General features: G+C 38.2%; 24 protein-coding genes. 18 read left to right on the forward strand and 6 right to left on the reverse strand.

The features are described 5' to 3' along the window. The first annotated feature begins 50 nt into the window (after positions 1–50). The 3 genes from MFMK1_RS08245 to MFMK1_RS08255 all read left to right on the forward strand — a co-directional run bounded on the left by MFMK1_RS08245 (position 51) and on the right by MFMK1_RS08255 (position 2,506). Complete coding sequence (locus MFMK1_RS08245) at positions 51–1,226, forward strand: ArsA family ATPase (protein WP_366924635.1); 1,176 nt, start codon at positions 51–53, stop codon at positions 1,224–1,226. After that, positions 1,219–1,425 carry a hypothetical protein gene (locus MFMK1_RS08250; RefSeq protein ID WP_366924636.1) on the forward strand — a complete coding sequence of 69 codons (207 nt, stop codon included), beginning with the start codon at positions 1,219–1,221 and terminating at the stop codon, positions 1,423–1,425. The genes MFMK1_RS08245 and MFMK1_RS08250 overlap by 8 nt, the downstream gene beginning before the upstream one ends. A gap of 430 nt (positions 1,426–1,855) precedes the next feature. After that, the gene (locus MFMK1_RS08255; protein ID WP_366924637.1) at positions 1,856–2,506 is read left to right on the forward strand and encodes a hypothetical protein; all 651 of its coding nucleotides are present in this window, start codon (positions 1,856–1,858) and stop codon (positions 2,504–2,506) included. A 184-nt stretch (positions 2,507–2,690) separates the two neighbouring features. Here the strand turns inward: MFMK1_RS08255 and MFMK1_RS08260 are convergent. Beyond that, positions 2,691–3,841, reverse strand: a protein-coding gene (locus MFMK1_RS08260; protein ID WP_428846290.1) for an IS3 family transposase whose coding sequence is annotated in 2 segments (ribosomal slippage) — positions 2,691–3,589 and positions 3,589–3,841 — 1,152 coding nt in all. Because the reading frame shifts where the segments join, the coding sequence is not laid out codon by codon here. A gap of 366 nt (positions 3,842–4,207) precedes the next feature. Here MFMK1_RS08260 and MFMK1_RS08265 point away from each other — a divergent pair. Further along, entirely contained in the window at positions 4,208–4,732 is a 525-nt protein-coding gene (locus MFMK1_RS08265) for a DUF1643 domain-containing protein (protein ID WP_366924638.1), read from the forward strand. 592 nt (positions 4,733–5,324) lie between these two features. Next, the gene (locus MFMK1_RS08270) at positions 5,325–6,248 is read left to right on the forward strand and encodes a DUF2971 domain-containing protein (RefSeq protein ID WP_366924639.1); all 924 of its coding nucleotides are present in this window, start codon (positions 5,325–5,327) and stop codon (positions 6,246–6,248) included. 127 nt (positions 6,249–6,375) lie between these two features. On the opposite strand, the gene MFMK1_RS08275 is transcribed toward MFMK1_RS08270, so the two are convergent. Further along, positions 6,376–7,143: a tyrosine-type recombinase/integrase gene (locus MFMK1_RS08275; RefSeq protein ID WP_366924640.1), complete on the reverse strand. Its 768-nt coding sequence runs from the start codon at positions 7,141–7,143 to the stop codon at positions 6,376–6,378. 99 nt (positions 7,144–7,242) lie between these two features. Between MFMK1_RS08275 and MFMK1_RS08280 the strand changes: the two genes are divergently transcribed. From MFMK1_RS08280 to MFMK1_RS08295, 4 genes are all read left to right on the forward strand, one after another. Beyond that, the gene (locus MFMK1_RS08280; RefSeq protein ID WP_366924641.1) at positions 7,243–8,808 is read left to right on the forward strand and encodes an ATP-dependent nuclease; all 1,566 of its coding nucleotides are present in this window, start codon (positions 7,243–7,245) and stop codon (positions 8,806–8,808) included. Continuing rightward, positions 8,793–9,806, forward strand: a complete 1,014-nt coding sequence (locus tag MFMK1_RS08285; protein WP_366924642.1) for an AAA family ATPase — start codon at positions 8,793–8,795, stop codon at positions 9,804–9,806. Before MFMK1_RS08280 ends, MFMK1_RS08285 begins: the two co-directional genes overlap by 16 nt. Positions 9,807–9,997: 191 nt before the next feature. Beyond that, positions 9,998–11,056 (forward strand): CHAT domain-containing protein, encoded by a 1,059-nt coding sequence (locus tag MFMK1_RS08290; RefSeq protein WP_366924643.1) that lies wholly within the window; start codon positions 9,998–10,000, stop codon positions 11,054–11,056. 215 nt (positions 11,057–11,271) lie between these two features. Further along, complete coding sequence (locus tag MFMK1_RS08295; RefSeq protein ID WP_366924644.1) at positions 11,272–12,594, forward strand: hypothetical protein; 1,323 nt, start codon at positions 11,272–11,274, stop codon at positions 12,592–12,594. A 472-nt stretch (positions 12,595–13,066) separates the two neighbouring features. Here the strand turns inward: MFMK1_RS08295 and MFMK1_RS08300 are convergent, their stop codons facing one another. The 3 genes from MFMK1_RS08300 to MFMK1_RS08310 form a co-directional block, all read right to left on the reverse strand. Next, the gene (locus tag MFMK1_RS08300; RefSeq protein WP_366924645.1) at positions 13,067–13,513 is read right to left on the reverse strand and encodes a DUF6789 family protein; all 447 of its coding nucleotides are present in this window, start codon (positions 13,511–13,513) and stop codon (positions 13,067–13,069) included. 75 nt (positions 13,514–13,588) lie between these two features. Further along, complete coding sequence (locus MFMK1_RS08305; protein WP_366924646.1) at positions 13,589–14,041, reverse strand: hypothetical protein; 453 nt, start codon at positions 14,039–14,041, stop codon at positions 13,589–13,591. A 102-nt stretch (positions 14,042–14,143) separates the two neighbouring features. After that, positions 14,144–14,593 (reverse strand): demethoxyubiquinone hydroxylase family protein, encoded by a 450-nt coding sequence (locus MFMK1_RS08310; protein ID WP_366924647.1) that lies wholly within the window; start codon positions 14,591–14,593, stop codon positions 14,144–14,146. Positions 14,594–14,994: 401 nt separating this feature from the next. On the opposite strand from MFMK1_RS08310, the gene MFMK1_RS08315 reads away from it, so the two are divergent. From MFMK1_RS08315 to MFMK1_RS08335, 5 genes are all read left to right on the forward strand, one after another. Further along, positions 14,995–15,363 carry an ArsR/SmtB family transcription factor gene (locus MFMK1_RS08315; RefSeq protein WP_366924648.1) on the forward strand — a complete coding sequence of 123 codons (369 nt, stop codon included), beginning with the start codon at positions 14,995–14,997 and terminating at the stop codon, positions 15,361–15,363. Between the two features lie 156 nt (positions 15,364–15,519). Next, entirely contained in the window at positions 15,520–16,512 is a 993-nt protein-coding gene (locus MFMK1_RS08320; RefSeq protein WP_366924649.1) for a peptidoglycan DD-metalloendopeptidase family protein, read from the forward strand. A gap of 28 nt (positions 16,513–16,540) precedes the next feature. Next, the gene (locus MFMK1_RS08325) at positions 16,541–16,942 is read left to right on the forward strand and encodes a bactofilin family protein (RefSeq protein ID WP_366924650.1); all 402 of its coding nucleotides are present in this window, start codon (positions 16,541–16,543) and stop codon (positions 16,940–16,942) included. A 108-nt stretch (positions 16,943–17,050) separates the two neighbouring features. After that, complete coding sequence (locus tag MFMK1_RS08330; protein WP_366924651.1) at positions 17,051–17,569, forward strand: DUF3231 family protein; 519 nt, start codon at positions 17,051–17,053, stop codon at positions 17,567–17,569. A 162-nt stretch (positions 17,570–17,731) separates the two neighbouring features. Then, the gene (locus MFMK1_RS08335) at positions 17,732–18,310 is read left to right on the forward strand and encodes a hypothetical protein (RefSeq protein ID WP_366924652.1); all 579 of its coding nucleotides are present in this window, start codon (positions 17,732–17,734) and stop codon (positions 18,308–18,310) included. A 75-nt stretch (positions 18,311–18,385) separates the two neighbouring features. Here MFMK1_RS08335 and MFMK1_RS08340 read toward each other — a convergent pair whose 3' ends face one another. Then, positions 18,386–19,108, reverse strand: a complete 723-nt coding sequence (locus MFMK1_RS08340; protein ID WP_366924653.1) for a TraR/DksA C4-type zinc finger protein — start codon at positions 19,106–19,108, stop codon at positions 18,386–18,388. A 323-nt stretch (positions 19,109–19,431) separates the two neighbouring features. Here MFMK1_RS08340 and MFMK1_RS08345 point away from each other — a divergent pair, with 323 nt between their 5' ends. From MFMK1_RS08345 to MFMK1_RS08360, 4 genes are all read left to right on the forward strand, one after another. After that, positions 19,432–21,549 carry a heavy metal translocating P-type ATPase gene (locus MFMK1_RS08345; RefSeq protein WP_366924654.1) on the forward strand — a complete coding sequence of 706 codons (2,118 nt, stop codon included), beginning with the start codon at positions 19,432–19,434 and terminating at the stop codon, positions 21,547–21,549. Between the two features lie 114 nt (positions 21,550–21,663). Further along, complete coding sequence (locus tag MFMK1_RS08350; protein ID WP_366924655.1) at positions 21,664–21,963, forward strand: MoaD/ThiS family protein; 300 nt, start codon at positions 21,664–21,666, stop codon at positions 21,961–21,963. A gap of 153 nt (positions 21,964–22,116) precedes the next feature. Further along, on the forward strand, positions 22,117–22,254 hold the full coding sequence (locus MFMK1_RS08355; RefSeq protein WP_366924906.1) for a thioredoxin domain-containing protein: 138 nt from the start codon (positions 22,117–22,119) through the stop codon (positions 22,252–22,254). 98 nt (positions 22,255–22,352) lie between these two features. Further along, positions 22,353–22,520 (forward strand): hypothetical protein, encoded by a 168-nt coding sequence (locus MFMK1_RS08360; RefSeq protein ID WP_366924656.1) that lies wholly within the window; start codon positions 22,353–22,355, stop codon positions 22,518–22,520. Positions 22,521–22,670 lie beyond the last annotated feature (150 nt).

Here is a 22,670-nt window from a genome sequence, read left to right on the forward strand (position 1 = left end):
ATTAAGTAATATTCGTCTAAGGAATTAAATGTTAAAAAGGGGGCTAAATTATGAGAATCATACTGTATACCGGTAAGGGCGGGGTTGGCAAAACCAGTATCGCTGCCGCGACTGCGGTAGAAAGTGCGGAGCAGGGACTAAAAACACTGGTGGTTAGTACCGATCCTGCTCATAGCCTTGGGGATTCATTTGACATGAAACTTTCACATGAGCCGCTGGAAATAAAAGAAAATCTTTGGGCTCAGGAAATAGATTCAATTCATGAAGTTGAAGAAGGTTGGGGGAAGGTCCAGAAGTATTTAACGGAGCTTTTGACGGCAAAGGCTGTAAAGGATATCACAACCCAGGAATTGACCGTGTTTCCGGGTATGGAAGATTTGTTAAGTCTGTTGAGGATACTTAAATACTATAAGGAAGGCAGGTTTGACGTTATTATTATTGATTGTGCGCCAACTGGCGAAACACTTGCCCTGTTGAGTTTTCCGGAAATGCTACGGTGGTGGATGGAAAAGTTGTTTCCAATGAAGAAAAAAGCCATTAAAGTTGTCGGGCCGGTTGCCGAATCTATTATGAAAATTCCGATGCCGTCAGGTCAAGTTCTCGATGAAATTGATAATATGTATTATCAGTTGGATGAAATGAAACAAATATTCTGCGACAGGGATACTACAAGTGTCAGGATTGTGGTGAATCCGGAAAAGATGGTTATCAAGGAAGCCCAACGAAGCTTTACTTATCTGAACATTTACGATTTTAACGTAGATGCAGTGGTAGTTAATCGGGTAATACCGGATAATGTAACGGATGATTATTTTCAGGTGTGGAAGGATATCCAAAAGAAATACAAGGAAGATATTATTGACAGCTTTAGTCCCATACCTATCTATCGTGCACCGCTCTTTGAAACTGAGGTTGTTGGGTTAGATATGCTTGCTAGGATGGCTAAGGAGGTTTTTGGTAAAGAAAATCCTGTGGAAATTAAATACAATGGTAGGGCACAGAAAGTGTATAAAGATGGAGAGGATTATATTATGGCTATAGAGCTACCGTTCATGGATAAACAGGATCTATCTCTGAACCAAAAAGGTGATCAGCTTATTATCAAGGCAGGAAAAATCAAAAGGAATATTACATTACCGAGGACTCTTTTGAACTATTCGGTTACAAGAGCCAAATTCGAGGAGGAAGTACTTAAAATATGGTTTGGGAGTGACCAAGATGAATGAAACTTTGATAAAAGAACTAATCAAGTACAAGCTAGGTGCTGCAGAAACAATAGTGGACCATTTGCCCAAAACATTATCTGCCGGCTTAAAGGAACTGGGCCAGATAGTTTTTGAAGGTATCAATGAACGTTATTCAGATAATACAGATAAATTCTCAAGGAAGCCAGCGGATAAACTTAACAGCGTCCCGATAGAGTAGAGCAATAGAAGGGCAGAGGGACAGTACAAAGATTGTAGTGACGTAACTAAAAAGGAACACCAGTCAGCTCCAATCACTTGATTGGGGCTTTGAAAATGCAATTAGGCAATTATATTAGCAGTAAAAGGAAAAAAGAGGAATTATATTGCAATGTGTTGAAGCGTTTTCTAGAAGATTGTGTCTAGCAAATTATCCGAAGTTAGGCGTAAAAAAACTCAAACCCAATTTTTTAAGTTTGAGTAATTATATGAGAGTTCTTTGCGGATTTATTACTTACCTAACTTTGGATAATTACATAGTACGAAACCGCTGTTATAAGTAGCCTCTCGCTATGGGGATTGAATATTTTATCTCCTGTCTTTTTTTATGACTTAAACATCATCTTGACATACCGAAATATGATTTAAAATATGAGTGGATACCACCATCTTTGAGATTTGATATTTTCAAGGCATTAATAGAAGGATGCGAAAGTAGTGTACAAGAGTATTGTTTATATAGAGATGGAGCCGTCAGTATAAATAAACCAACGGTGCGATTGTATTCCGTAGAAGACATAGAAGAACGTTATAACCCGGACTTATTCATTCAGATGCTAATAGATTTAGATTGGCACGAAATGTTATCAATTATAGAATTTTACTTAGATGTTGGACCTATTGATGCTGACGAAGTTAATCAATTATTTGAATATCATAAGGTTGCATATAGAATTGAGTCAGGCTACTTGGGATCAAAAGATCAAGTAGTTGTTTATTATTCAGAGCTAATTGATGATAATAATCAAGTTCTTGATATTGACATACCTTACAAAGCTGTAAAAGAATCAATAGAAGCTGCTCGAAACTATCTTACTAATCCACAAAATATTGATATTGCAAATTCCATTAAGTCTTCGGTTAACGCTGTAGAAGGGTATCTTAAAGGATATTTTTCTGATAAAGGGAAAAAGCTCGGTACACTTGGTGATTGTATTAAAGAATTAAAGAACGATAATTCTTATCCAACAAACATAATTAGTTGTCTTAAGCAGTTATACATTTATAGGAATCAGACTGATGACCTTCTCCCGCTAAAATAGACACCGAAAATGGCGGATATTCTCCCGTTCACAGAGTTTTTGGCCGCCCTTGACATGGAGCCTCTGGGCCTATGTTTCTGAGAGGACGGAGGCAGGCCAATAATGCTGCCCTCTTGCCGGAGAGGCTAACACAGGCCCTTCTCCATGTAAAGGGCTGCGCAAGCGTCCAAAAACATGCTCAGGATTACGCGGCAGTTTGTGAAAACAACTGCTCATATTCAACTGGTGACATATACCCAAGGGCGGAATGTAGCCGGCTACGGTTGTAAAAAACTTCGATGTATTCAAATATTGCTTGGCGAGCTTCAGCCCTTGTTCTGAAGCGGATGCCATAGATTAATTCCTGTTTGAGTGTACCAAAGAATGATTCCATGCATGCATTATCATAGCAGTTACCCTTACGGCTCATGCTAGGTACCATATGATAATCTTTAAGGGCTTGTTGGTATTCGTAACTGGCATACTGACTACCCCTGTCTGAATGATGGATTAACCCTGCTTGAGGGCGATATCGACGATGTGCTTGTCTTAGCGCACCCAGTACTAGCTTTCGAGTCATAGTCTTATCCATAGCCCAACCAACAATCTTACGGTTAAACAGGTCTTGTATGGTTGCAAGATAAAGCCATCCTTCGTTTGTAGGGATATAGGTAATATCAGCAACCCAGACGTTGTTCGGCCTATCCACATTGAAGTCTTGGTTGAGTAAGTTTCCGGCAACAGGATAATTGTGTTTGGAATTAGTCGTAGCCTTGAATCTCCTTTTGGTTTTAGCGACAATTCCATTTTCCCGCATGAGGCGGGCAACACGCTTTGGGCTACATCTAACGCCCTGTTTTTGAAGTACCCTGGTTATCCTGGGGCTGCCGTAAGTACCTCGAGAGTCTTTGTGTATTTCACGGATCTTTTTTAGCAAATATTTATCCCGACGTTTTCGGTCACTTTCTGGTCGTTTGAGCCAAGCATAATAACCGCTTCTAGAAACCTCTAGTACTCGGCACATCTTCTGCACCCGAAACTTGAAGCGGTGCTGATAAATGAACTCATATATTATTTCTGGCGCTTTGCGAAGATGGCCGTGGCCTTTTTTAGAATAGCGTTTTCCTCTTGCAGATCATCGATTATTTTCTTTAGACGTTTGATTTCTTCGTCTTCTGTCCTTTGGTTGCCGCTGCCAGGGAAAGCGTCGCCTTTGTGCTCTTTGTACTGGCGTATCCACTTATAGAGGGTATTTTCATGAATACCCAGTTCTTGAGCTACTTTCCTTACTGGACGATCCAAATCCAGAACCAGCTTCACGGCTTCTTCTTTAAAGTTTTTGTCATATTGATTCATGACGGATACCTCCAATGGCTTTATTATACCAGCCATTTGCTGTGTCCATCAAAGTGGGTTAGGGTTACTGAGAATGTTGGACATGGGGATCCAGATTATGGGGAAATGGATAAGGAAGATGCCTTACTTTGTAATGAAATGGCAATTTCCTTCATTAATTACTTCTACCGGAAGACTATAACCTAAATCCGTGATAACATTTTGAGATACAAGATGAGAGGAATATTACCGTTATAAAACTTAGATGAGTGATTAAAGAGAGGTCTTCCCAGTATCTTTATACCAAAATAATAAAATATTGTCGAGCCTAATTACCCATAATGATTTTTTGGCTGTAGGGGTTAGACTTAACGGGGATGGAATATAATGAAAAATATCAGTACAATTAAGAGTAAAGTTATACTATCAGATAAAAAGATCCATAACTATACACACAGGTATTTGTTGGAAAGAGTTTGGAAAAAGGAAAGTCCTAAAGCAACTATTATAATGTTAAACCCAAGTTATGCTGACGAATTAAAGTGGGATTATTCTTCGATGAGAGTAATGAACTTTTTGATTGATCAAGGATATGGTGGTGTAAGTATAGTAAATCTTTTTTCTTGTATTGAAACAAACAGCAAAAATTTACCTCCATATAACATTAGGTATAATGCTGATACTGATAAGTATATTGCAGAAGCTGTGGCACGGAATAAGGATATAATAATAGCTTGGGGTACAAACAAAAACAGAAAGAGACGAATTCAATCGCTCAAGACCATTCTACAAAACCAAACGGAAGAGAAAAGAATATTTAGGCTAATGGATAGTGATGGTAAAATACACCATGTAAGTATTTTAAAAAAGGATATTTATTTAAAACTATTGGAAAGCTTTAATGATATTTAAGATTTCATCAGGGCTAATAACTTACTATCACAGCGGTATTTTAAATTACCTGTTGAAACTTTGGTTTAAAGTAGGTGTTGAATTAGAATCGTAACTTACGAGGTTTCAGACCCTATCAGGTGCAGCTTTGATAATGCGATATTTGTAAGGAAGGAAGAGTAAAATGAACTTTCAGTTATCCAAAGCACCGAAACTTTAAAGAACTTCTGCGAAGGCTAAAACACGAAATTTTTGCAGCTGTAGACTATCTAAAATATGAGAAGAAGCTCCGGCCAAGCCAATCTAGCCGGGGCTTCTTTAGGTTACAGTATTTTATTACAGTGACAAAACGAAAAGTGCTGTTATCAGCCTCAATCATTTGATGATTGGGGCTTTTAATGCTGTCAGAAACAATTATACAATAGTAGTAAGAAGAGGAAAAAAGAGGGATTATATCATAACATGTTGAAGGACTTTTTAGAAGTATTTTGTTTATAACAAGGGAAGAAACCAACTGCGTGTAAGGCTAATAATGTTGAAGTTTTATAACAGGTCTTGTTATAGCAATAATGGGTATTGTGTTGGATGCAAAATAGAAACAGGAGGGTTTAATATGGTTTATCACTACACATCGCCTGATGGCTTATATGCGATACTGAAGTGTAATTCCTTAAGATTTACAGACTGCCAATATATGAATGATAGATCCGAATTTATTTATATTAAAGATACTTTTTTAAAGGGGCTCAAAGAATGTGAAGGAAAATTAAAATACAAGCATTATGATAAGCTTATAGAGTTGGCATTTTCCAATAAATACGGCGAAAAAGATTTTAATTATATACCTCCAAGCAAAGATAGCCCAAAAGGGAAATTCATTACAAGCGATAAGCGTCATTATATTTTTTGCACATCAACTGCAGATGATAGTTTAGGGATGTGGAATTACTATGTAAAAGGCGAGAATTATCAGGGATATAACATTGGACTTGATACAGATTTACTGATCGCGGAAGCTGGTAAAAAAAGCCATGGAAGTTTTTGTTACGATTTGGCACATAATAATGTAATCTACGATGCAGAAAAACAAGTTTTATTACTTATAATGCTTTTGCATAATATCGATAAAGATATTTTTGATTATGCCAGTGAATATGGCGAAGAAGAATTATATAAATACTTAGAGGATTCGACGGCATATTCAATATTTTCTTGCAGATTAAGTTTTAGCTTTTATCGGTTACTATTTAAACATCCTGCCTTTGTAGATGAAAGGGAATATCGCTTTATCTTAAGCATATCTGATAACCAAATCAAAGAGAATTCATCAATATTTAAAAAAGATTATTTTGTTCGTAATGGTGTCATTACACCATGTTGCAAACTAACTTTCGACAAAGAAAGCATAAAAAACATTACTGTTTCTCCTACTATGGAGTTTCAATTGGTAAAATATTCAACTCAGATTTTTCTTGAAGAAAACGGATATGTACATAACATAGATATAAAGCAGTCCGGAATACCAATTCGATATTAAGGTGGAAAGGGGGTATTACATATGGAGAATGCGAATGTTAAAACGAGATGTTCATTATGTTTACAACTGATTAATCCTGTCGCGTTGTGAACTGCACATTATCCATACACCATAATTCTCCGGGGAATTAATTAAACATCATGGCAAGTGGATTAGAATTTACTGCAGATTGCAATTGCTGCTCATCAATATGAGTATATATCTCTGTTGTAGCAACACTTTCATGACCTAGAATTTGCTGCAATGAGCGTAGGTCTACTCTACCATATTTATACATAAGAGTTGCAGCTGTGTGCCGAAGCTTATGAGTTGATATGGAGTGCGGGTCAAGTCCGGCAGCAGTAACATATTTCTTTACAATATTTTGTACTGCTCTCGTAGTAATGCGATTGTTATTTCTGGATATAAACAGAGCTGGGGTCTCAGTATTAAGAGTTTGTCTTATCTGAAGCCATGAATTAAGTGATTTCTTAGTGGCGGGAGTTAGAAAAATTTTTCGTTCTTTATTGCCTTTACCAACAACAGTTAAAACCTCACCACTAACTTGGCCAATGTTTAAACTGGTCAGTTCGGAAAGCCGTAGTGCACAGTTGAGAAAGATGGTAAGGATGCAATGATCTCTTGGGGAACCTTTGCTTTCAATGAGAAGGCGGACAGATTCTTCTAAATTTAAGTATTTAGGAATACGCTTTGGTAATTTGGGAGTTTCTAACTCTTCAGCTATATTGTTATCAATAAGATGAGCCTTGGTTTTGAGATACTTCCAAAACTGTCTTATTGAAACTATTTTTCTTGCTCTGGTACCGTGTGAAGAATTAAGTTCAATTTGGCAATGTGAGATAAAGTTATACATATCATTTAACTCTATGGATTTAATGAAGTCTAATCCTATCATGGAGAAGTCCTTATTAGTTTATGTTTAAAGTGGATTGCCTTAAGGCTTCTTACCATTAAGCTTGCAAATGAACAGATTGATAGCAAAGGAGGACAGATTATGCCATCAATCATTACGAAGATAAAACTGATTAATTATAAAAGATTTAGGGACTATACAATTGAACCAAACGGGCAAATTAATATTCTGGTTGGTGATAACGAGGTTGGTAAAAGCACTGTCCTCGAAGCAATTGATATTGTCGCAAGCGGTAATGTTCGAAGAGTTGAAGCAATAGGTATCGATAAGTTTCTAAATATCGATGCCGTACAGCAGTTTAACACTGGAGAACGTAATTTTGAACATTTACCTAAACTTGCCGTGGAACTTTACCTTAATGGAAGTTTCGACCATACGATGAACGGTAAAAACAATTCGGATGGTATTACTTGTGACGGTATAAGGCTAGTATGTGAGCCAAACTACGATTTTTTGTCTGAAATCACTGAATCATTACAGGCTCGGGCAGATTATTTTCCGTATGATTATTATTCGATTCGTTTTTCGACCTTCGCAGATGAAGGATATACCGGTTATAAGAAAAAAATAAGGAACATTCTTATAAACAGCACCAATATGAGTTCGGAGTTTGCAATTAATGATTTCATCAAGCGTATGTACAACCAATACACCGAGGATGACATAAAAGAGCGTGCTGTGCATAAAAGCAAATATAGACAGTTAAGGAGCGGCTTTTGTGCAGCTAGTTTATGCGCCCTAAATGAGCGTATACCAGCTGAAAAGAACTACACATTTGGATTGAGAACAGGGGCGTCATTGAGTCTTGAAAACGATTTAATGATTTATGAAGATGAAATCGGAATTGACAGTAAAGGAACGGGTAATCAAGTATTCATTAAAACTGATTTTGCCTTGGAACGTTCCGGCTCCAATGTGGATGTAATACTGATTGAAGAACCAGAAAACCACCTAAGTCATGTTAATTTGCGTAAGCTTATCCAGCGTGTTTCGGAAACTCAGCATGGTCAATTGTTTATTACTACGCATAATAGCCTGATTAGTACCCGTTTAGAGTTGCAAAATCTTCTTATTATGCACGAGGAAGCAGAAGATAAGCCTACATCTCTGAGTGGTTTGAAGGCTGAAACTGCTAAATACTTTATGAAAGCTCCGGTCGCGAACGTTATTGAATTTGCTCTTTCCCAGAGAGTAATCCTTGTTGAAGGCCCCTCTGAATACATGCTATTTGAGAGGTTCTACGAAAATATAATTGGCCACAAACCGGAAAGCGACAATGTACACATTATGGATGTGCGTGGATTGAGCTTCAAACGGTATCTCGAAATTGCTCAGCTGCTCAGCAGTAAAGTAGTAGTTGTTACCGATAATGACCACAATACGCAAAAGAACTGCATAGAGAAATACTTGGATTTTGCTACCGATGCAAATATCAAAATATGCTATGAAAACAATGAAATGATGAGCACTTTTGAAAAAGTTTTATATAGCGTTAATCAAACTCTGTGCAATCGGCTATTCGGTGAAAACGCAATTGACTATATGCTTGGAAACAAAACTGAAGCTGCATATACGCTGCTAAGCCAACATGAGACCATTGCCGTTCCGGACTACATTCGAGGAGCGATAGAATGGATAAACGAGTAATCTTTGCCGCAGCTGGTTCGGGAAAAACAACCTATATTGTAAATGGCTTGTCAGACCAAAGAAGGTCTCTCATCGTTACTTACACAAAAGGCAATTACGCGAACATGCTAAAAAAAATCTGTGTGAAGTTTGATGGAAAGTGGCCAGAAAATATTACTTTGATGACCTATTTCTCTTTTCTATATGGTTTCTGTTATAGGCCATTTTTGTCAGACAAGGTAAAAGCGAAGGGCCTTTTATACGAGGCTAACCCTAACAGGTATGCCAAACAAGATCAACCCCAATACTATTTAAGCAAAGGCAGATATTTATACAGTAATCGCTTGTCTTTATTGTTGGAAAAAGCCCAAATTTTAGATGATATCAAAGCGCGCATTAAGACATATTTTGATGAATTTATCATTGACGAGGTTCAGGATATCTCAGGTCGAGACTTTTCGTTTTTAGAGCAGCTCATGACCACAGACGTAGACATGCTATTTGTGGGCGATTTCTATCAGCATACATTTGATACCAGTAGGGATGGTAACGTTAACAAATCACTTTATGACGACAAGGCGGCATATGAAGCACATTTTGCTAGTAAAGGTTGTTCTATCGACAACACAACTCTTAAGAATAGTTGGCGTTGTAGCAAAAACGTATGTGCTTATATCCGTAGTAATATTGGTATCGATATATACTCAAATCGTCCTGACACGGACAATACCTCTATTGAATTCGTATCTGACGTTGATTTAATTGGAAGAATATTCAACGATAATCAAATAATTAAGCTGCACTATCAAAATGGTTCTAAAGCAGGTATTAGTCATAAGAACTGGGGTGAAACGAAGGGCGAAGATCATTATCAAGATGTATGCGTGTTGCTTAACAAAACTACTGCGAGTAAGCGTAAGTCTGATAAATTATCTGAACTTCCCCCGTCAACCAAAAACAAACTGTATGTTGCCATTACACGAGCCAGAAGCAATGTATACCTTATTGATGAGTCATAAATTTTGCTACGGAAAACCTGATTTTGCATTCATATAAACTTCCCGTTATGTTTAATAGAAAAAATACCTATGTAGATAAGTTCGTTTTTCAATTATCAGGAAGTTAGACAAAGACCTTTGCACACTAACGAACGAATTTGAATGATAGACTAAAAATCAATAAATGACGAGAATGAAATGGAGGAAGAGTAATGGCTCTTATTGATACATACCGAAACAATATGCAACGCAAACGTCAAGAGATAGTTTCCTTACGTGAAAAAATGGCTAAAGAAAGTGAAAAAAAGACTGGTATTAATACTAAAATTCTGTCTGCAAAATCCGCTATTAGCCGAACAAAATCCGAGTTAACAATCAAGTCAAAACTTAACGAAATAAGTAGACTGGAAAAATCCTTGTCGGATATTGATAAGGCAATTGCTAATCTGGAAAAGAAAATTGCATCAAAAGAAAAAGAGTACAACACTGAGGCAAAGAAGCATAAAGCCGAGGAGGAAAAGCAGCGCAAAAAGCAGGAGCAGGAAGACAAGCAGCGCCAGAAGGTAAGTGAGCGTACTTTCCAGAAAATTAATCAAGCAATCGCTGCGCAGCAGAGACAGCAGTCTGATATGCAAAATGATATAGAACGGCTCAAAGCTGTTCCCGAAAAAATTACCGTGTTGTTCTTTGCCACCAACCCAACAAATACTAGCAAACTGCGTTTGGATGAAGAATCTCGAACGATACAGGAAATGATTCGCAAATCTGAGCACAGAGATTCTATCTTTTTTGAAAGCAGATGGGCTGTTCGGCCGCTGGATATTCTTCAAGCTATCAACGAGGTAAACCCTGATGTAGTCCATTTTAGCGGTCATGGGGCGTCTCATGGCGACCTTGTTTTGGAAAACACGGACGGTACAGCTAAATTTGTAACTAAAGAAGCCATCACACAAACAATTATGTCATCATCAGATAAAATTCACCTTATTTTCTTTAATGCTTGCTTTTCCTATGAACAGGCCCAATCTGTTATAAATTATGTGGATGCGGCTATTGGTATGACAACATCTGTAGGAGATGCAGCTGCTTGTGCTTTTGCGGCACAATTCTATTCATCCCTTGGCTTTGGCTTTTCGGTCCAAAAAGCATTTGAACAGGCTAAAGGCGTTATGATGCTTGAAGATCCAGATGAATGTAATACCCCTGAACTTTATGTAAAAGATGGTGTTGATGTCGATACACTTTTTATTGTAAAACCCGTCGAAAACTAACGAGTGTAAAGAATGGAAAACTAATAATCGGCATTTCATGTAACTGAATGTTTTAGCAATAATGCGCAATCCTTTAAATGATAGGTTAGCTCCATGATAAGAAGATGAGAGTATACATATCAACAACGCAAACTACAAAATAACCACGTGAAGAAAGCTAAACATGGAAACTTAATCTGACTAAATTTGAAATAAAAAAAGAGGATGTTAAATGTATGAATGGTCCTTATAAAGAATTAACTTTATCAGTATTTGAAAAACTGATTTCTGATACAGACTCATCTATTTTATGCGGAAATGGGTTTAGTATCAATTTCGACAATAGGCTTTCGATGAATAATCTTGGGAAAAGCCTATATCGTGCTCATTGCACTTGGAAAGCACATTCTAACTATAAAATTATTAGCAATGCTGCTTTTAAAGATGGATTGAAAACAAATTATAATGGCGCAAAAAAAATAATTAATAGGATAAAGAGTGAGGAAGATTTAGAAAGCTTTTTCAAATATGCAATTACACTTGCATGTCAAATTGTTGATGATGGCAATGTAGTAAAATGGCTTAATGACAATGGGTTCAACTCCAACTTAGTTTTTGGGGTTAGTCAAATTGATATTTTAAAAGAAATAATATCGCAATCAAAAACCAAAAGTGTTTTATGCGTAAATTATGAGTATTGGAGCTTGGTTGTTTATTTTGTTTTGGCTCTCTCCAATGCTCCCGATGATGTTTACACCTTGGATAAAACAAATTTTTTTGTTGAGGCAGTATTGACTGGCCGTCAATATAGTTCTACTAAACAACAATCAAATTTAAGCGGAGCATCAATGATTAGCGAAACCGTTATAAATGGTGTAACTATCTACTTACGTTTCCTGTTTGCAATAAATATTTTGATTGATGGTAGTGGTGTAAATATAACTGGATTTTCAAATTGGGGCAGACTGAATATTACAAAAATAAATGAACTGTTTTCCAAATTTGATCACTTGCTAACAACAAACTACGATCTGTTGATAGAAAATATTACTAACAGAACAGTTAGACATTTGCATGGAGAATATAGCAAAAATGAAAATGTAGTGTTTTATCAATCGATGTCCGTACTGCTTGGTATGAATAAATTTGATTTATCTACAATAATTTTAGGAGATTATTTTGGTGGAAAAACCTTTTTTATAACTACAGCTCAAGGCTGTGCAGGCAAGTTCCCCAATTCTTCTGTTCAATTTTACTCCAAAATACTTGAAGATATTATTAGAAAACAAAAACCAAAAACCATTGTGCTTTTTGGCTTATGTGCCGATAATGATTATCACATCATTAGAGATTTGCAAGTTTACATGGGATTAGAAAAAACACAAAATGCTGAAATTGTATTTTGCTACTACGATGAATACGCTAAAAACGGATTTTTAGATGTATACGAAAAATGTATTACTTATTCAAGTGAGTTAAGTGATTTTGTGCGAAACAACATTAAATTATCATTGATAGACTCAAAAGAAAGACTTGGTAAATATTTTATTAGTCGTTAAGGTGTAAGATGTGAAAAGGGTGCCAAAAAAACAATACACTCCAGAAGAACCATTTGATGAAAATTAGTGATTGCTGTTATTTCCCATTATGTTTAAAATATTCCAGATCAGTATGTGTCAAACTGCTCATTAGGCTAATAATGCGCAACTGAAAAGCAAAGCTCTATCGACATATGTTTCTTTTATAGCCAATTGCGAAATTCAAAATTTAAAGTAAGCAGTATAAGAAAATTTAATGATGACTTTTCATTTGATGTAATAAAATCTGCCACTCTGCTTATAAAAGTAAAGTAAAATGGGTCCGTCGTATAACAGCCGTTCCCCGGCTTTATCCGGGGAACTGTTCGACAAAATTTATAGTTAAATATAAAAAGCGCAATAGCCACGATTAATGTGGTTATTGCGCTGATAATTACTTTAAGCACACATACCCTTTAATTTAAATGGAGCTGCTTAGCGATACGTATTTATTTTAGCCTAAAACTTTTCTTTTATCTAAATAGTTTAGGACAGACGCTAAAACTAATCCGTAGACAGTACTAGAAATGAAATGAGCTAATGAAGTATGAAAATCATGGTTTGTTAGGGTTGGTAATCTTAATGCAATTGATGTGGCATACAAGCCAAACCACATCAATATACCGAATATCCACCCTTTAAGCAAATAGTTTCCACTTGTAAGTTTTAACAGCATGTAAGAAAATAAAATCCCAGCAAAACCTGAAAAAAATATTTGGCCCAATTGCGCAAAAACAACTTCATAATTTGTAATGGGTAAATGCCCGTAGATGGCAATTGATGCCCAATCTAATAATCGTTCATTATAAAACCCTAAACTGTACCCTATCCAATCTATAATATTCATAGCTATTCCAGCTATAATTCCGCCAATAAATCCCGAGGCTATTCTATCTTCCAATTGTTTAAACATCCTTTCCAGGTTAATTTACTTTGAATAGTATCCCATGGTTTCCTTGGGCGCGGTCAATAATTTTTATCGTGTTTCCATTATTTTGTCTATAATTTGATAGGTGTAACCTGCGGCTATACCCCATATGCCTGCTACAATAAAAGCTTGGAGGACCATAGAAACGGGCAATATCTTAAAAAGTCTTGGTTCTATTACGGCCGGAAGTACCTTACTATGCACTATCCATAAGACAATCCCAAAGCCGGTACTTTTCAGTAAAATATAATCACTTCCCGTCCAGCGTATTAACAAAGATAAGACATTTCCCATAAATGTACCTGAAATAGTCACTGCCAATAGACCTAACAAAAGAGGTAGTGTTGTTATTGGTGTCCCTGGGGGTGTTATTAATACTGCCCCATAATGCACTACTGTAGAAGGGGAAATTCCCATTGTGTAAAGAACCCAACTGATTAAGATATAAGGTATTGTTGCAACAAATCCAATTATGGTACCTCTTAGTAAAGTATCTATCAAGACCATCACCTTTTTTTATATGTACCATTTATCTTTCTTTATGTAACCGGCTGAATGAACTCTAGGGACCCCATTTAAGCCGAAAGATTATGTAGTCTCTTATTAAGTAGATTTAACTAACGTGGTAGCCTGTTTCTGGTTGTCTTTAAACCATAGCAAATGAAATTCTTCATCTATCATGTTATGCCACAACCCTTTTTGCAAATCAGGTCTATCTGCAGTCTCGAGAATTAATGCTCTATACATTTCAATTGCTTTATTCTCCACTGCTGCACCCAGCTTATAGCGATTTTTTGCGGAGGTAATATCCGCCGCTTCTCCAAGAAACATCCCTACCAAAGAGGTAACTCCCCCTGGTATAGAAGGTATCTTCTGTTGGTGCTCCATCAAGAGTTGCTCATAGAAGGTTACATGTCTTCGCTCCGATTGTATCATTCGTTCATATACAGCCCGGAGATACTCATCTTGTAGTGAACCCAATTGAGATTGATACATTTTTAACTGTAGTAGTTCAAGTAGATAGAACTCCTTTAACCTCAGAATGAGCTCCATGTAATTACCCCTCTTTCTTTTAAGTAACTTTCAGTCTTTTTTTAGCAATGCGAAACTGTATTTGATCGTAAGCTGGTTAACATATCGATAAGATTGCCATTTTAACTATTCAATATGGACATTGTTTTCAAGAAGATGCCTGATTATTTTTTACAAAGGCAGAAGAATTATGTGCGGCATTCTCAAGTGTCCACATGAAAAAACCAAAAGGCCTCATAGGTGTTCAAACATTTATGACCTCAAATTTTAATATGAATTTGTAAAATAGCTGCAATTAGGGAGAGGAGAGGAGGAATAATAGTTCTAGATAGCTAACTAAATAAGGACAATGCTGAATTATATTGTTTGTTAAATCGTAGAATAGATGGTAACATAATTAAAACGGCTAACTGGAGGGTACAATGATAGAGCGGTATCAAAAGGTTTTTAAAGCGTTGGGGGAAACGACCAGGCTCAAAATTCTCAAGTTGTTATCCGTAGAATCTTTCTGCGTTTGCGAACTGGCGGCTGCCTTGGATATGCTGCAGCCGAGGATATCGCAGCATCTCAAGATATTAAAAGAAGCAGGACTGGTGAGTGAAAGAAAGGATGCTTACTGGACTTACTATTCCGTGGAAAAGGAACTTATTAATGAAGTCTTTCAGGAATTCGGTACATTTCTGGATAACCCATTGATTGAAACTCCCGGTTTTCAGCCGGTTGCGGAACGGATTGCTACTTTAGAGGATAATGAGGAAGTGAAAAAAAGTAAATCGAGACTCAAGCGCTAAACGAAAATCCCTGGTCTTATGCGGCTGGGGATTTTTTTGTGCCTAGGAGTTAATGGGACCTTTATCCCATTTTTTTCATTATGGCAGGAAATAGGGGTTATTGTGGCAAATTATGCTAAATAGTTGTCGTATTTTCTTCTTTTAGGCGGTGAACAGATGTCTGGCAGTAAAAAAAGTTGGCAAAAGTTTTTATCGGGCCACTATACGCTTATGCTGATTCCGCATTCTCAGGAATCAGCCTATAATATCAGAGTACCCGCCTTGATGATTGTAATTGGCTTAGTAATCTTATTTATTGTTGGTGGGTACGGTTATTATTTCGTATCGGATTACCGGGCTATGAAAATCGAACATATTGAGCTGCAAACGCTGCGACTGGCAAATGAAAAGCAGCAGCGCCAACTCCAGGGGCTTAAGGTTCAAACAGCTAAGCTAAAAGAGAAACTGCCGCAGTTAAATTTGCTGCAGCAGAATGTCCTTAAAATTATTGACCGGGCAGAACGGGAAAAAAGAGGGGATATATTAAGTCGTTCCAGCAGGCGTATTTCTAGAAATGATGTCACTTCGCGTGGTAAACAGCCTGAAGATAATGTAGGTGAATTTGCAGTATCCCAATGGTTATCAGCGGCAGAGACTTGGAGTCAACAATACTACGACCTACAAAATAATCTCCAAAGCTTGTCCACTGAATTCGATAATGCTGCTACCCGCTTATCGGACCAAAAGCCTCAGTTAGTTGAAGCAATTGACTTTTTAAAAGCTGTACCAAGCGGGTGGCCGGTCGAAGGGAGAATAACCTCCCCCTATGGAAACCGGCGTTCTCCTTATTCCAGCCGAAGAGAATTTCACAGTGGACTGGATATAGCGGTTCCCTATGGTACTATGGTAAAGGCCACTGCGTCCGGTGTAGTTGAGTTTGCGGGATATCAGCGAGTACTGGGGAGAATGGTTAAGGTTAAAAGTCAGTATGGTTTCACCACTGTTTATGGCCACAATTCAAAATTACTTGTTAAGCAAGGTGATGTTATCAGCCAGGGAGATTCAATTGCTAAAGTGGGAAGTACCGGACGGTCTACCGGGCCGCATGTCCACTATGAAGTTTTTGTCAATGGCAGCAGGGTGGACCCCACGGATTATTTAGGAGAGTGATAATACCTTTATAGAGGGAGGAAAGCTTATGTTAGGAAAGAAAAAAAAGAAAATAAAACAGGCGAAACTGGACACCATTATTGGAAAAGGCACCTGTTGTCAGGGGAAAGTTGCTGTGGAAGGAACTTTGCGTGTAGATGGTAAAGTCGAAGGTGAGGTCATGGTGGAAGGTTCATTGGTGGTTGGAAAGACCGGTTTTGTAGAGGGTGCAATAAGTGGTAACAACGCTATTATCGCTGGAGAAGTTAAGGGAAATATACAGATGAAAGAGAAACTAGAATTACATGAAACCGCAAAAGTTTACGGGGATGTCATGGTCGGTAGCTTTATTATCTACGAAGGTGCAGAATTTAAAGGGCAAAGCCAAATGGTTGAAGATAATACGGTGGACTTTAAGCCACAAAACGTTGAAGATGTGAAAGTTGGCTAAAGTTTTAGTTTTCGTGCGCTTTTAATAATTTCAAATCAAAGGTTGCATACTACTAACAATGTATTATATTGGGTTAATTTTAATCACAATACGGTTAGGAGCGGCCTTATGAAAATAATGAAATTCTCTGAACGCATTGGTTATATAGGAAAAGGCTCTAGGGAGAAACAGGAAATGATTTCCTTAGGGGAGGCGTATTCCCTTTGGACAACCCTCGAGATGAGGTATGATGCTTTAATCACCTCAAAAACCCTTTTTGAATTAGCGAAAGATGAAGATCTTAAGAAGATTATAAAGGATGGTATCAAAGTACTTTCCTCACAAAAAGAAACATTAGAGAAATTAATGAGAGAATTTCGTATCCCAATGCCCAGCAAGCCACCTGAGGAAGCCAATATTGTAATTGATATAAACACGGTAACCGATAAATACATATATAGGGAAATTTATAATGGTATGGCCAATTTCATGTTTAAGCATGTTTCTAATTATCAGAGGGCAAACGGGTCTTATTTGAGAGAAGATTTTCGGAGATTCTTGATACAGGAAATGGACCTGTATGATAGTTTTTTTGAATATGGAAAGTTAAAGGCATATTTACACGAGGAGCCAACATTTAGAACATAATAAAGGTAGAATGGAATGTAATTTAAACTTCTACACTGGGCAGCATTTTTACCAATTGCCGGACGTCAAGTACTTTAAAAGGAAATTATTAAAACCATATATAACGACTTGTCACCATTGTCTTGATATTGAATACCTTATAAATAAAGGAGGTATTCATAAATGAGACATGAAGTGAACTTTCTGTTGCTGCCCGAGGGGCAGACAGGTGTGGCCACTGATCCAACTGGGAAATTCGCCACAAAATATAGTGTTGACCCGGTTGCACTGTTTAGTGATGCATTTGGCTTTGCCCAGTTGAGTAAGAATGACCCGTTATCTTTGGAAGTGATTATGATAGCACCGAAACCAGACATGATAGGTTTTAGCGGTTGGAAGTACGAGGGGTGGCTAGTGGACCAACCACCTGAAGGAAAGTATTCATCCGCAACCAGTGTTCATCCGGAATTTGGGGGGATTGCTCACCCAACCTTAGACAGTTCGGAATATCCTATTACTACGGGGCTTCTAAGGGATACAGGATTAACCTTGCCAAATGGTTTGGGTGTTTTTGTAAACGTTTTTAACCTTGACCAGTCGGCATGGCCTTATGATGTGGTAGTTATAACCTTTGAGCCGCCGGAAACTGGAACCGGTGACATGAACTACGACCCAAGACCCGATCCGGTGAGACCAATAACCGGAGCAATTCCTGGCAGAATAGCAAAACCCGCTTCACCACCCTGGCCAATGAAAAAATAAGTTCCAAACTCTTAAGTCCTGTAAGGTTACTTGCAGGAGTATTTTTTTAACCCAGGTAGAAATGATACAAATAGTTTATTTCTTTTTATTGGGCCGAACCTTGTCCCAGCCTTTGTCGCCCCTAACTACTTCTTCAGGGGCACTCTCGTCATCTAATCCGTAAACGTCCTCATAGATTACCCCGTCTGCGCCTCTAAAGTAGGGAATCCCTTCAACCGGCTCTACCTGCCCAATGTTTTCGTTTTCGTCAGCGCCGCCATAATAAGCACCGGCCCGGGCACGTTCTGCGTGCTCAGTATACTGCATGGCGTCCTGCCAGGTGTCTTCGCCGTCATATTCGATTTGGTCCGCGTCGCCCAGTACGTCGCCGGGTTCGCCGCCGTATGGCATGGAAATTACCTTTTCCTCGACCGGGCGCACATCGGGGTTACCATGCCCCTCGGAATCCCGTCTACATTCAATACAAAGGTCAGTTTCTGGCTCTACATCCAGACGTTCTTTAGCAATTGGTTGATGACATTTAGCACAGTTACCGTAGGTACCTTCATCAATGTTTTTCAACGCGTTGTCAATTTTGGAAAGCCAAATACGGGATGTTTCCCTTAGGGCAAAATCTTTGCTTCTTTCAAAAGTTTCCGTCCCACTATCAGCAGGGTGGTTGTCATATGAAGAGAGTTCACTGGTGGAATCCTTGAAAGAATTAGATAATCCGCCTTCGTTGATATTGCGTATTTCTTGTTTGGCCTGCTTTTTGGCAGCTAACAGCTTCTTTCTGTAATGGTCTAGATTTTCAAGCATATTTTTTCCTCCCTTAAGTTACAAACCATTTTCTATTATGTTTCCTCAAATTAAGAAGAGGTACGCTGGGAAATATATCCACTTTTAACGGCATTTATAGCTTAATCCCTATCGGTATATTTTTTTATTGTCCTTTTTATGGTCAAGTAAAAAATATGAGTCATAACAGAGGAAAAACTTGCTTAGAAATTATGGCAGCGGATTAAAGCATAAGTTAATAAGGCATGGAAACAAACTATAAGTATTGACAAAAACTACTTGGTTATTGTAATGTTTTATATGAACAACTATTCAAATATTCAAGGTATTGGAGCGTGACATCTATGTCAGAGACAAAAGCATTACAGAGTAGTTTGGTTAAATATACTTTGGCGGGTTTGGACTGTGCCAGCTGTGCACAAAAAATAGAGGATTCGCTGCGAAATAAGGGGATGAAAGATGCTGCAGTTAACTTTGCTGCAGGCACTATATTACTTGATCCCAAGAAGTTAAATGAAGCTCAAAATATAATAGATGGTATTGAACCCGGTGTGATATTGACAGAAGATGGAGCTAATCAAGATACTGCAGGTAAAGACGAAAGCATTAAGAAGCCAGTGCTTATTATGGCTATTTCTTTATTTCTGTTAACTGTGGGCTTGATATTTAATGAACGTCTTTACAATACGCCATATCACGTTGGGGAATACATTGTCTTACTTAGCGCATATTTTTTAGTAGGTTGGAATGTGGTATCTACAGCAGTTCGAAACGTTTTTAGGGGCAACCTCTTTGACGAAAATTTCCTGATGACTGTTGCCACGGTGGGCGCAATCGCCATTCACCAATTGCCTGAAGCAGTTGGGGTAATGCTGTTTTACTACGTGGGGGAATTCTTTCAGGATGTTGCTGTTAATCGATCCAGACGTTCAATAAAAGCATTGATGGACATTCGGCCTGAATATGCTAACCTTAAAACAAATGGTGACCTGGAAAAGGTATCACCGGATACAGTTAATGTTGGCGATATTATTGTCATTAAACCCGGCGAGAAAGTACCATTAGATGGTACGGTGGAAGAGGGAACATCATTTCTTGACACTTCTGCATTAACCGGTGAGTCAGTACCCCGAAAAGCTGAATTGGGAGAAGGGGTTTTGGCTGGGATGATAAACACCGGTAGTTTATTGACCGTTAGGGTTACTAAGGTTTTTGAAGATTCTTCCGTTGCGAAAATTTTGGATCTGATGGAAAATGCCGGTAGTAGAAAAGCACCCACAGAAAAATTTATCACTAAGTTTTCTCAATATTATACACCCGTTGTGGTTTTTGGTGCCTTAGCGTTGGCAGTTATTCCACCATTAGTGATAACTGGAGCAACTTTTTCGGAATGGTTGTATAGAGCATTGATTCTCCTGGTAATTTCCTGCCCTTGTGCACTAGTAGTGTCCATCCCATTAGGATACTTTGGCGGTATTGGCGGCTCTTCTAAGAAAGGCATATTAATCAAGGGAGCAAACTTCTTAGAGGCCATGACAAAGCTTGATACTGTAGTTTTTGATAAGACAGGGACGTTAACCAAAGGTGTTTTTCAGGTTGCGGAAATTAAGACATATGACGGGTGTGCCGATGATGAATTATTAAGATATGCTGCTATTGCTGAAGTAAACTCAAATCACCCAATAGCTAAGTCAATAATCGAGGTATATCAAGGAGACATTGATAGGGAAAGAATTAGAGATTACCAGGAGATATCCGGCCATGGCATTAAAGCAAGCTATGAAGGCAAAGAAATTATTGCTGGGAACGATCGGCTGCTTCATCGCGAGAACATAAAGCATAAAGACTGCTGCGATGTCGAAGGAACTGTCGTCTATGTGGCCGTAGCCGGAAAATTTTTAGGGTATATCACCATCGCGGATGAAATTAAGGAAGATGCTGTGGAGGCGGTGGCAAACCTTAAAAAACTAGGTGTCAGGAAGACTGTAATGTTGACTGGGGATGACCAATCCGTTGCTGAGAAGGTGGCATCAAGAATAGGCATAGACGCGGTATATGCAAATCTTCTGCCTGAGGATAAGGTTTCGAAGCTAGAGGAGTTAATGGAAGGTATCAATCACAAGGCCAAATTAGCATTCGTTGGTGATGGTATTAATGATGCACCTGTGATTACCCGTGCAGACATTGGTGTGGCTATGGGCGGGTTAGGGTCCGATGCGGCGATTGAGGCTGCAGACGTTGTGATTATGGATGATGCACCGTCCAAAATGGCTGCTGTTGTAAGTGTTGCAAGGAATACTAAGAAGATAATTACGCAAAATATTGTATTGGCATTAGGAATAAAAGGTGTGTTTGTTGTATTAGGGTCATTTGGTATGGCCACTATGTGGGAAGCGGTTTTTGCCGATGTGGGTGTCGCGCTTCTGGCGGTACTCAACGCCACCCGGGCTTTAAAGGGGTAGCGCCCAATAACTGACACAGTATTGGGGTTATGCTATCAGAGACTTGCTGGAATTGTCGCCTCTGAATAAGTGTATTATAATAGATAGTAGTAAATTATAGTTGGAGGGTATAATATGGGAAACGGCACAGTGCAGCCTGTTGAAGTAAGATGCTTTTCTTTTCTAAAGAAGATTTGTGATGAGAGAAAGTGGGCTTTTCCCCATTATTTTCGACTGGACCGAGAATGTTCTGCAAGGGAACTTGCAGAAAAGCTGGACCTACCGTTGGATTTGATAGAGGCAGTTTTTATCAACGGCCTGGCAATGCCTATGGATGATGGACAGGTAAAACCCGGTGACCGGGTAGGTTTTGTACCGCCGGGGACACCAGGCCCGTACCGAGCCTTACTAGGTATGGTGAAAGGAAAAGAATAGGATAATTAAAGGAGAGATTTAACAATGGGTTTCCTACAAAAGCTTTTTAGTAAAAACAAAGGAATCACCATTTATTCATCGGAAACATGAAGTGATTGCCGGGCGGCAAAGAGTTTCTTTGCTGACAAGGATATCGAGATAAATTGGAAAGATATTGATAATCAAACCAACAGGGAAGAATTAGTTGAAAAACACGGACGAATGGCGGTACCGACTATTATTGTGGGTAAAGAAGTCATATTAGGTTTTGAAGCTAATAAAAATAAACTTATAAAAATGTTAAATCTCTAGATATTTTTTGGAAAATTTAGCTTAAATTAATTGTCTGACTTTGGGGAACCTTATTAATGAGCAAAAAAATTACTTCAATTTTAAGGAGGCAGGCAAAAATGGCTAAAAAACAAAATAAAGACCCCAAAGCCAAACAAGTGAAGCAGCAGAGTCAGAAATATATGCAGGAAGTAGGCCAAGTGGGGAAACAACAAACAGCAAAAAAAGCTGAACAGAAAATAGCTCAAAGGGAACAGCAGCAAGCGCCAAATGAATATAATAAGTAGAAACTTTTTTCGCAGAGAATCGAAATAGCAGTTTATTAAGGGGGGTTGATTCCGATTGGGGATCAACCCAATTTCTTTATATCATTCGAAAAGCATACGTTCTTGGGTGGCATAAATCGCGATTTTATTGATTATTTACCGCTACTGGAG

The sequence above is a fragment of the Metallumcola ferriviriculae genome, assembly GCF_035573695.1.
GTDB lineage: Bacteria > Bacillota > JADQBR01 > JADQBR01 > JADQBR01 > Metallumcola > Metallumcola ferriviriculae.

Coding starts and splice junctions, on each gene's coding strand:
- MFMK1_RS08245 (WP_366924635.1), top strand. CDS start 51: ATGAGAATCATACTGTATACCGGTAAGGGCGGGGTTGGCAAAACCAGT.
- MFMK1_RS08250 (WP_366924636.1), top strand. CDS start 1,219: ATGAATGAAACTTTGATAAAAGAACTAATCAAGTACAAGCTAGGTGCT.
- MFMK1_RS08265 (WP_366924638.1), top strand. CDS start 4,208: ATGAAAAATATCAGTACAATTAAGAGTAAAGTTATACTATCAGATAAA.
- MFMK1_RS08270 (WP_366924639.1), top strand. CDS start 5,325: ATGGTTTATCACTACACATCGCCTGATGGCTTATATGCGATACTGAAG.
- MFMK1_RS08275 (WP_366924640.1), bottom strand. CDS start 7,143: ATGATAGGATTAGACTTCATTAAATCCATAGAGTTAAATGATATGTAT.
- MFMK1_RS08280 (WP_366924641.1), top strand. CDS start 7,243: ATGCCATCAATCATTACGAAGATAAAACTGATTAATTATAAAAGATTT.
- MFMK1_RS08285 (WP_366924642.1), top strand. CDS start 8,793: ATGGATAAACGAGTAATCTTTGCCGCAGCTGGTTCGGGAAAAACAACC.
- MFMK1_RS08290 (WP_366924643.1), top strand. CDS start 9,998: ATGGCTCTTATTGATACATACCGAAACAATATGCAACGCAAACGTCAA.
- MFMK1_RS08295 (WP_366924644.1), top strand. CDS start 11,272: ATGAATGGTCCTTATAAAGAATTAACTTTATCAGTATTTGAAAAACTG.
- MFMK1_RS08310 (WP_366924647.1), bottom strand. CDS start 14,593: ATGGAGCTCATTCTGAGGTTAAAGGAGTTCTATCTACTTGAACTACTA.
- MFMK1_RS08315 (WP_366924648.1), top strand. CDS start 14,995: ATGATAGAGCGGTATCAAAAGGTTTTTAAAGCGTTGGGGGAAACGACC.
- MFMK1_RS08320 (WP_366924649.1), top strand. CDS start 15,520: ATGTCTGGCAGTAAAAAAAGTTGGCAAAAGTTTTTATCGGGCCACTAT.
- MFMK1_RS08325 (WP_366924650.1), top strand. CDS start 16,541: ATGTTAGGAAAGAAAAAAAAGAAAATAAAACAGGCGAAACTGGACACC.
- MFMK1_RS08330 (WP_366924651.1), top strand. CDS start 17,051: ATGAAAATAATGAAATTCTCTGAACGCATTGGTTATATAGGAAAAGGC.
- MFMK1_RS08335 (WP_366924652.1), top strand. CDS start 17,732: ATGAGACATGAAGTGAACTTTCTGTTGCTGCCCGAGGGGCAGACAGGT.
- MFMK1_RS08340 (WP_366924653.1), bottom strand. CDS start 19,108: ATGCTTGAAAATCTAGACCATTACAGAAAGAAGCTGTTAGCTGCCAAA.
- MFMK1_RS08345 (WP_366924654.1), top strand. CDS start 19,432: ATGTCAGAGACAAAAGCATTACAGAGTAGTTTGGTTAAATATACTTTG.
- MFMK1_RS08350 (WP_366924655.1), top strand. CDS start 21,664: ATGGGAAACGGCACAGTGCAGCCTGTTGAAGTAAGATGCTTTTCTTTT.
- MFMK1_RS08360 (WP_366924656.1), top strand. CDS start 22,353: ATGGCTAAAAAACAAAATAAAGACCCCAAAGCCAAACAAGTGAAGCAG.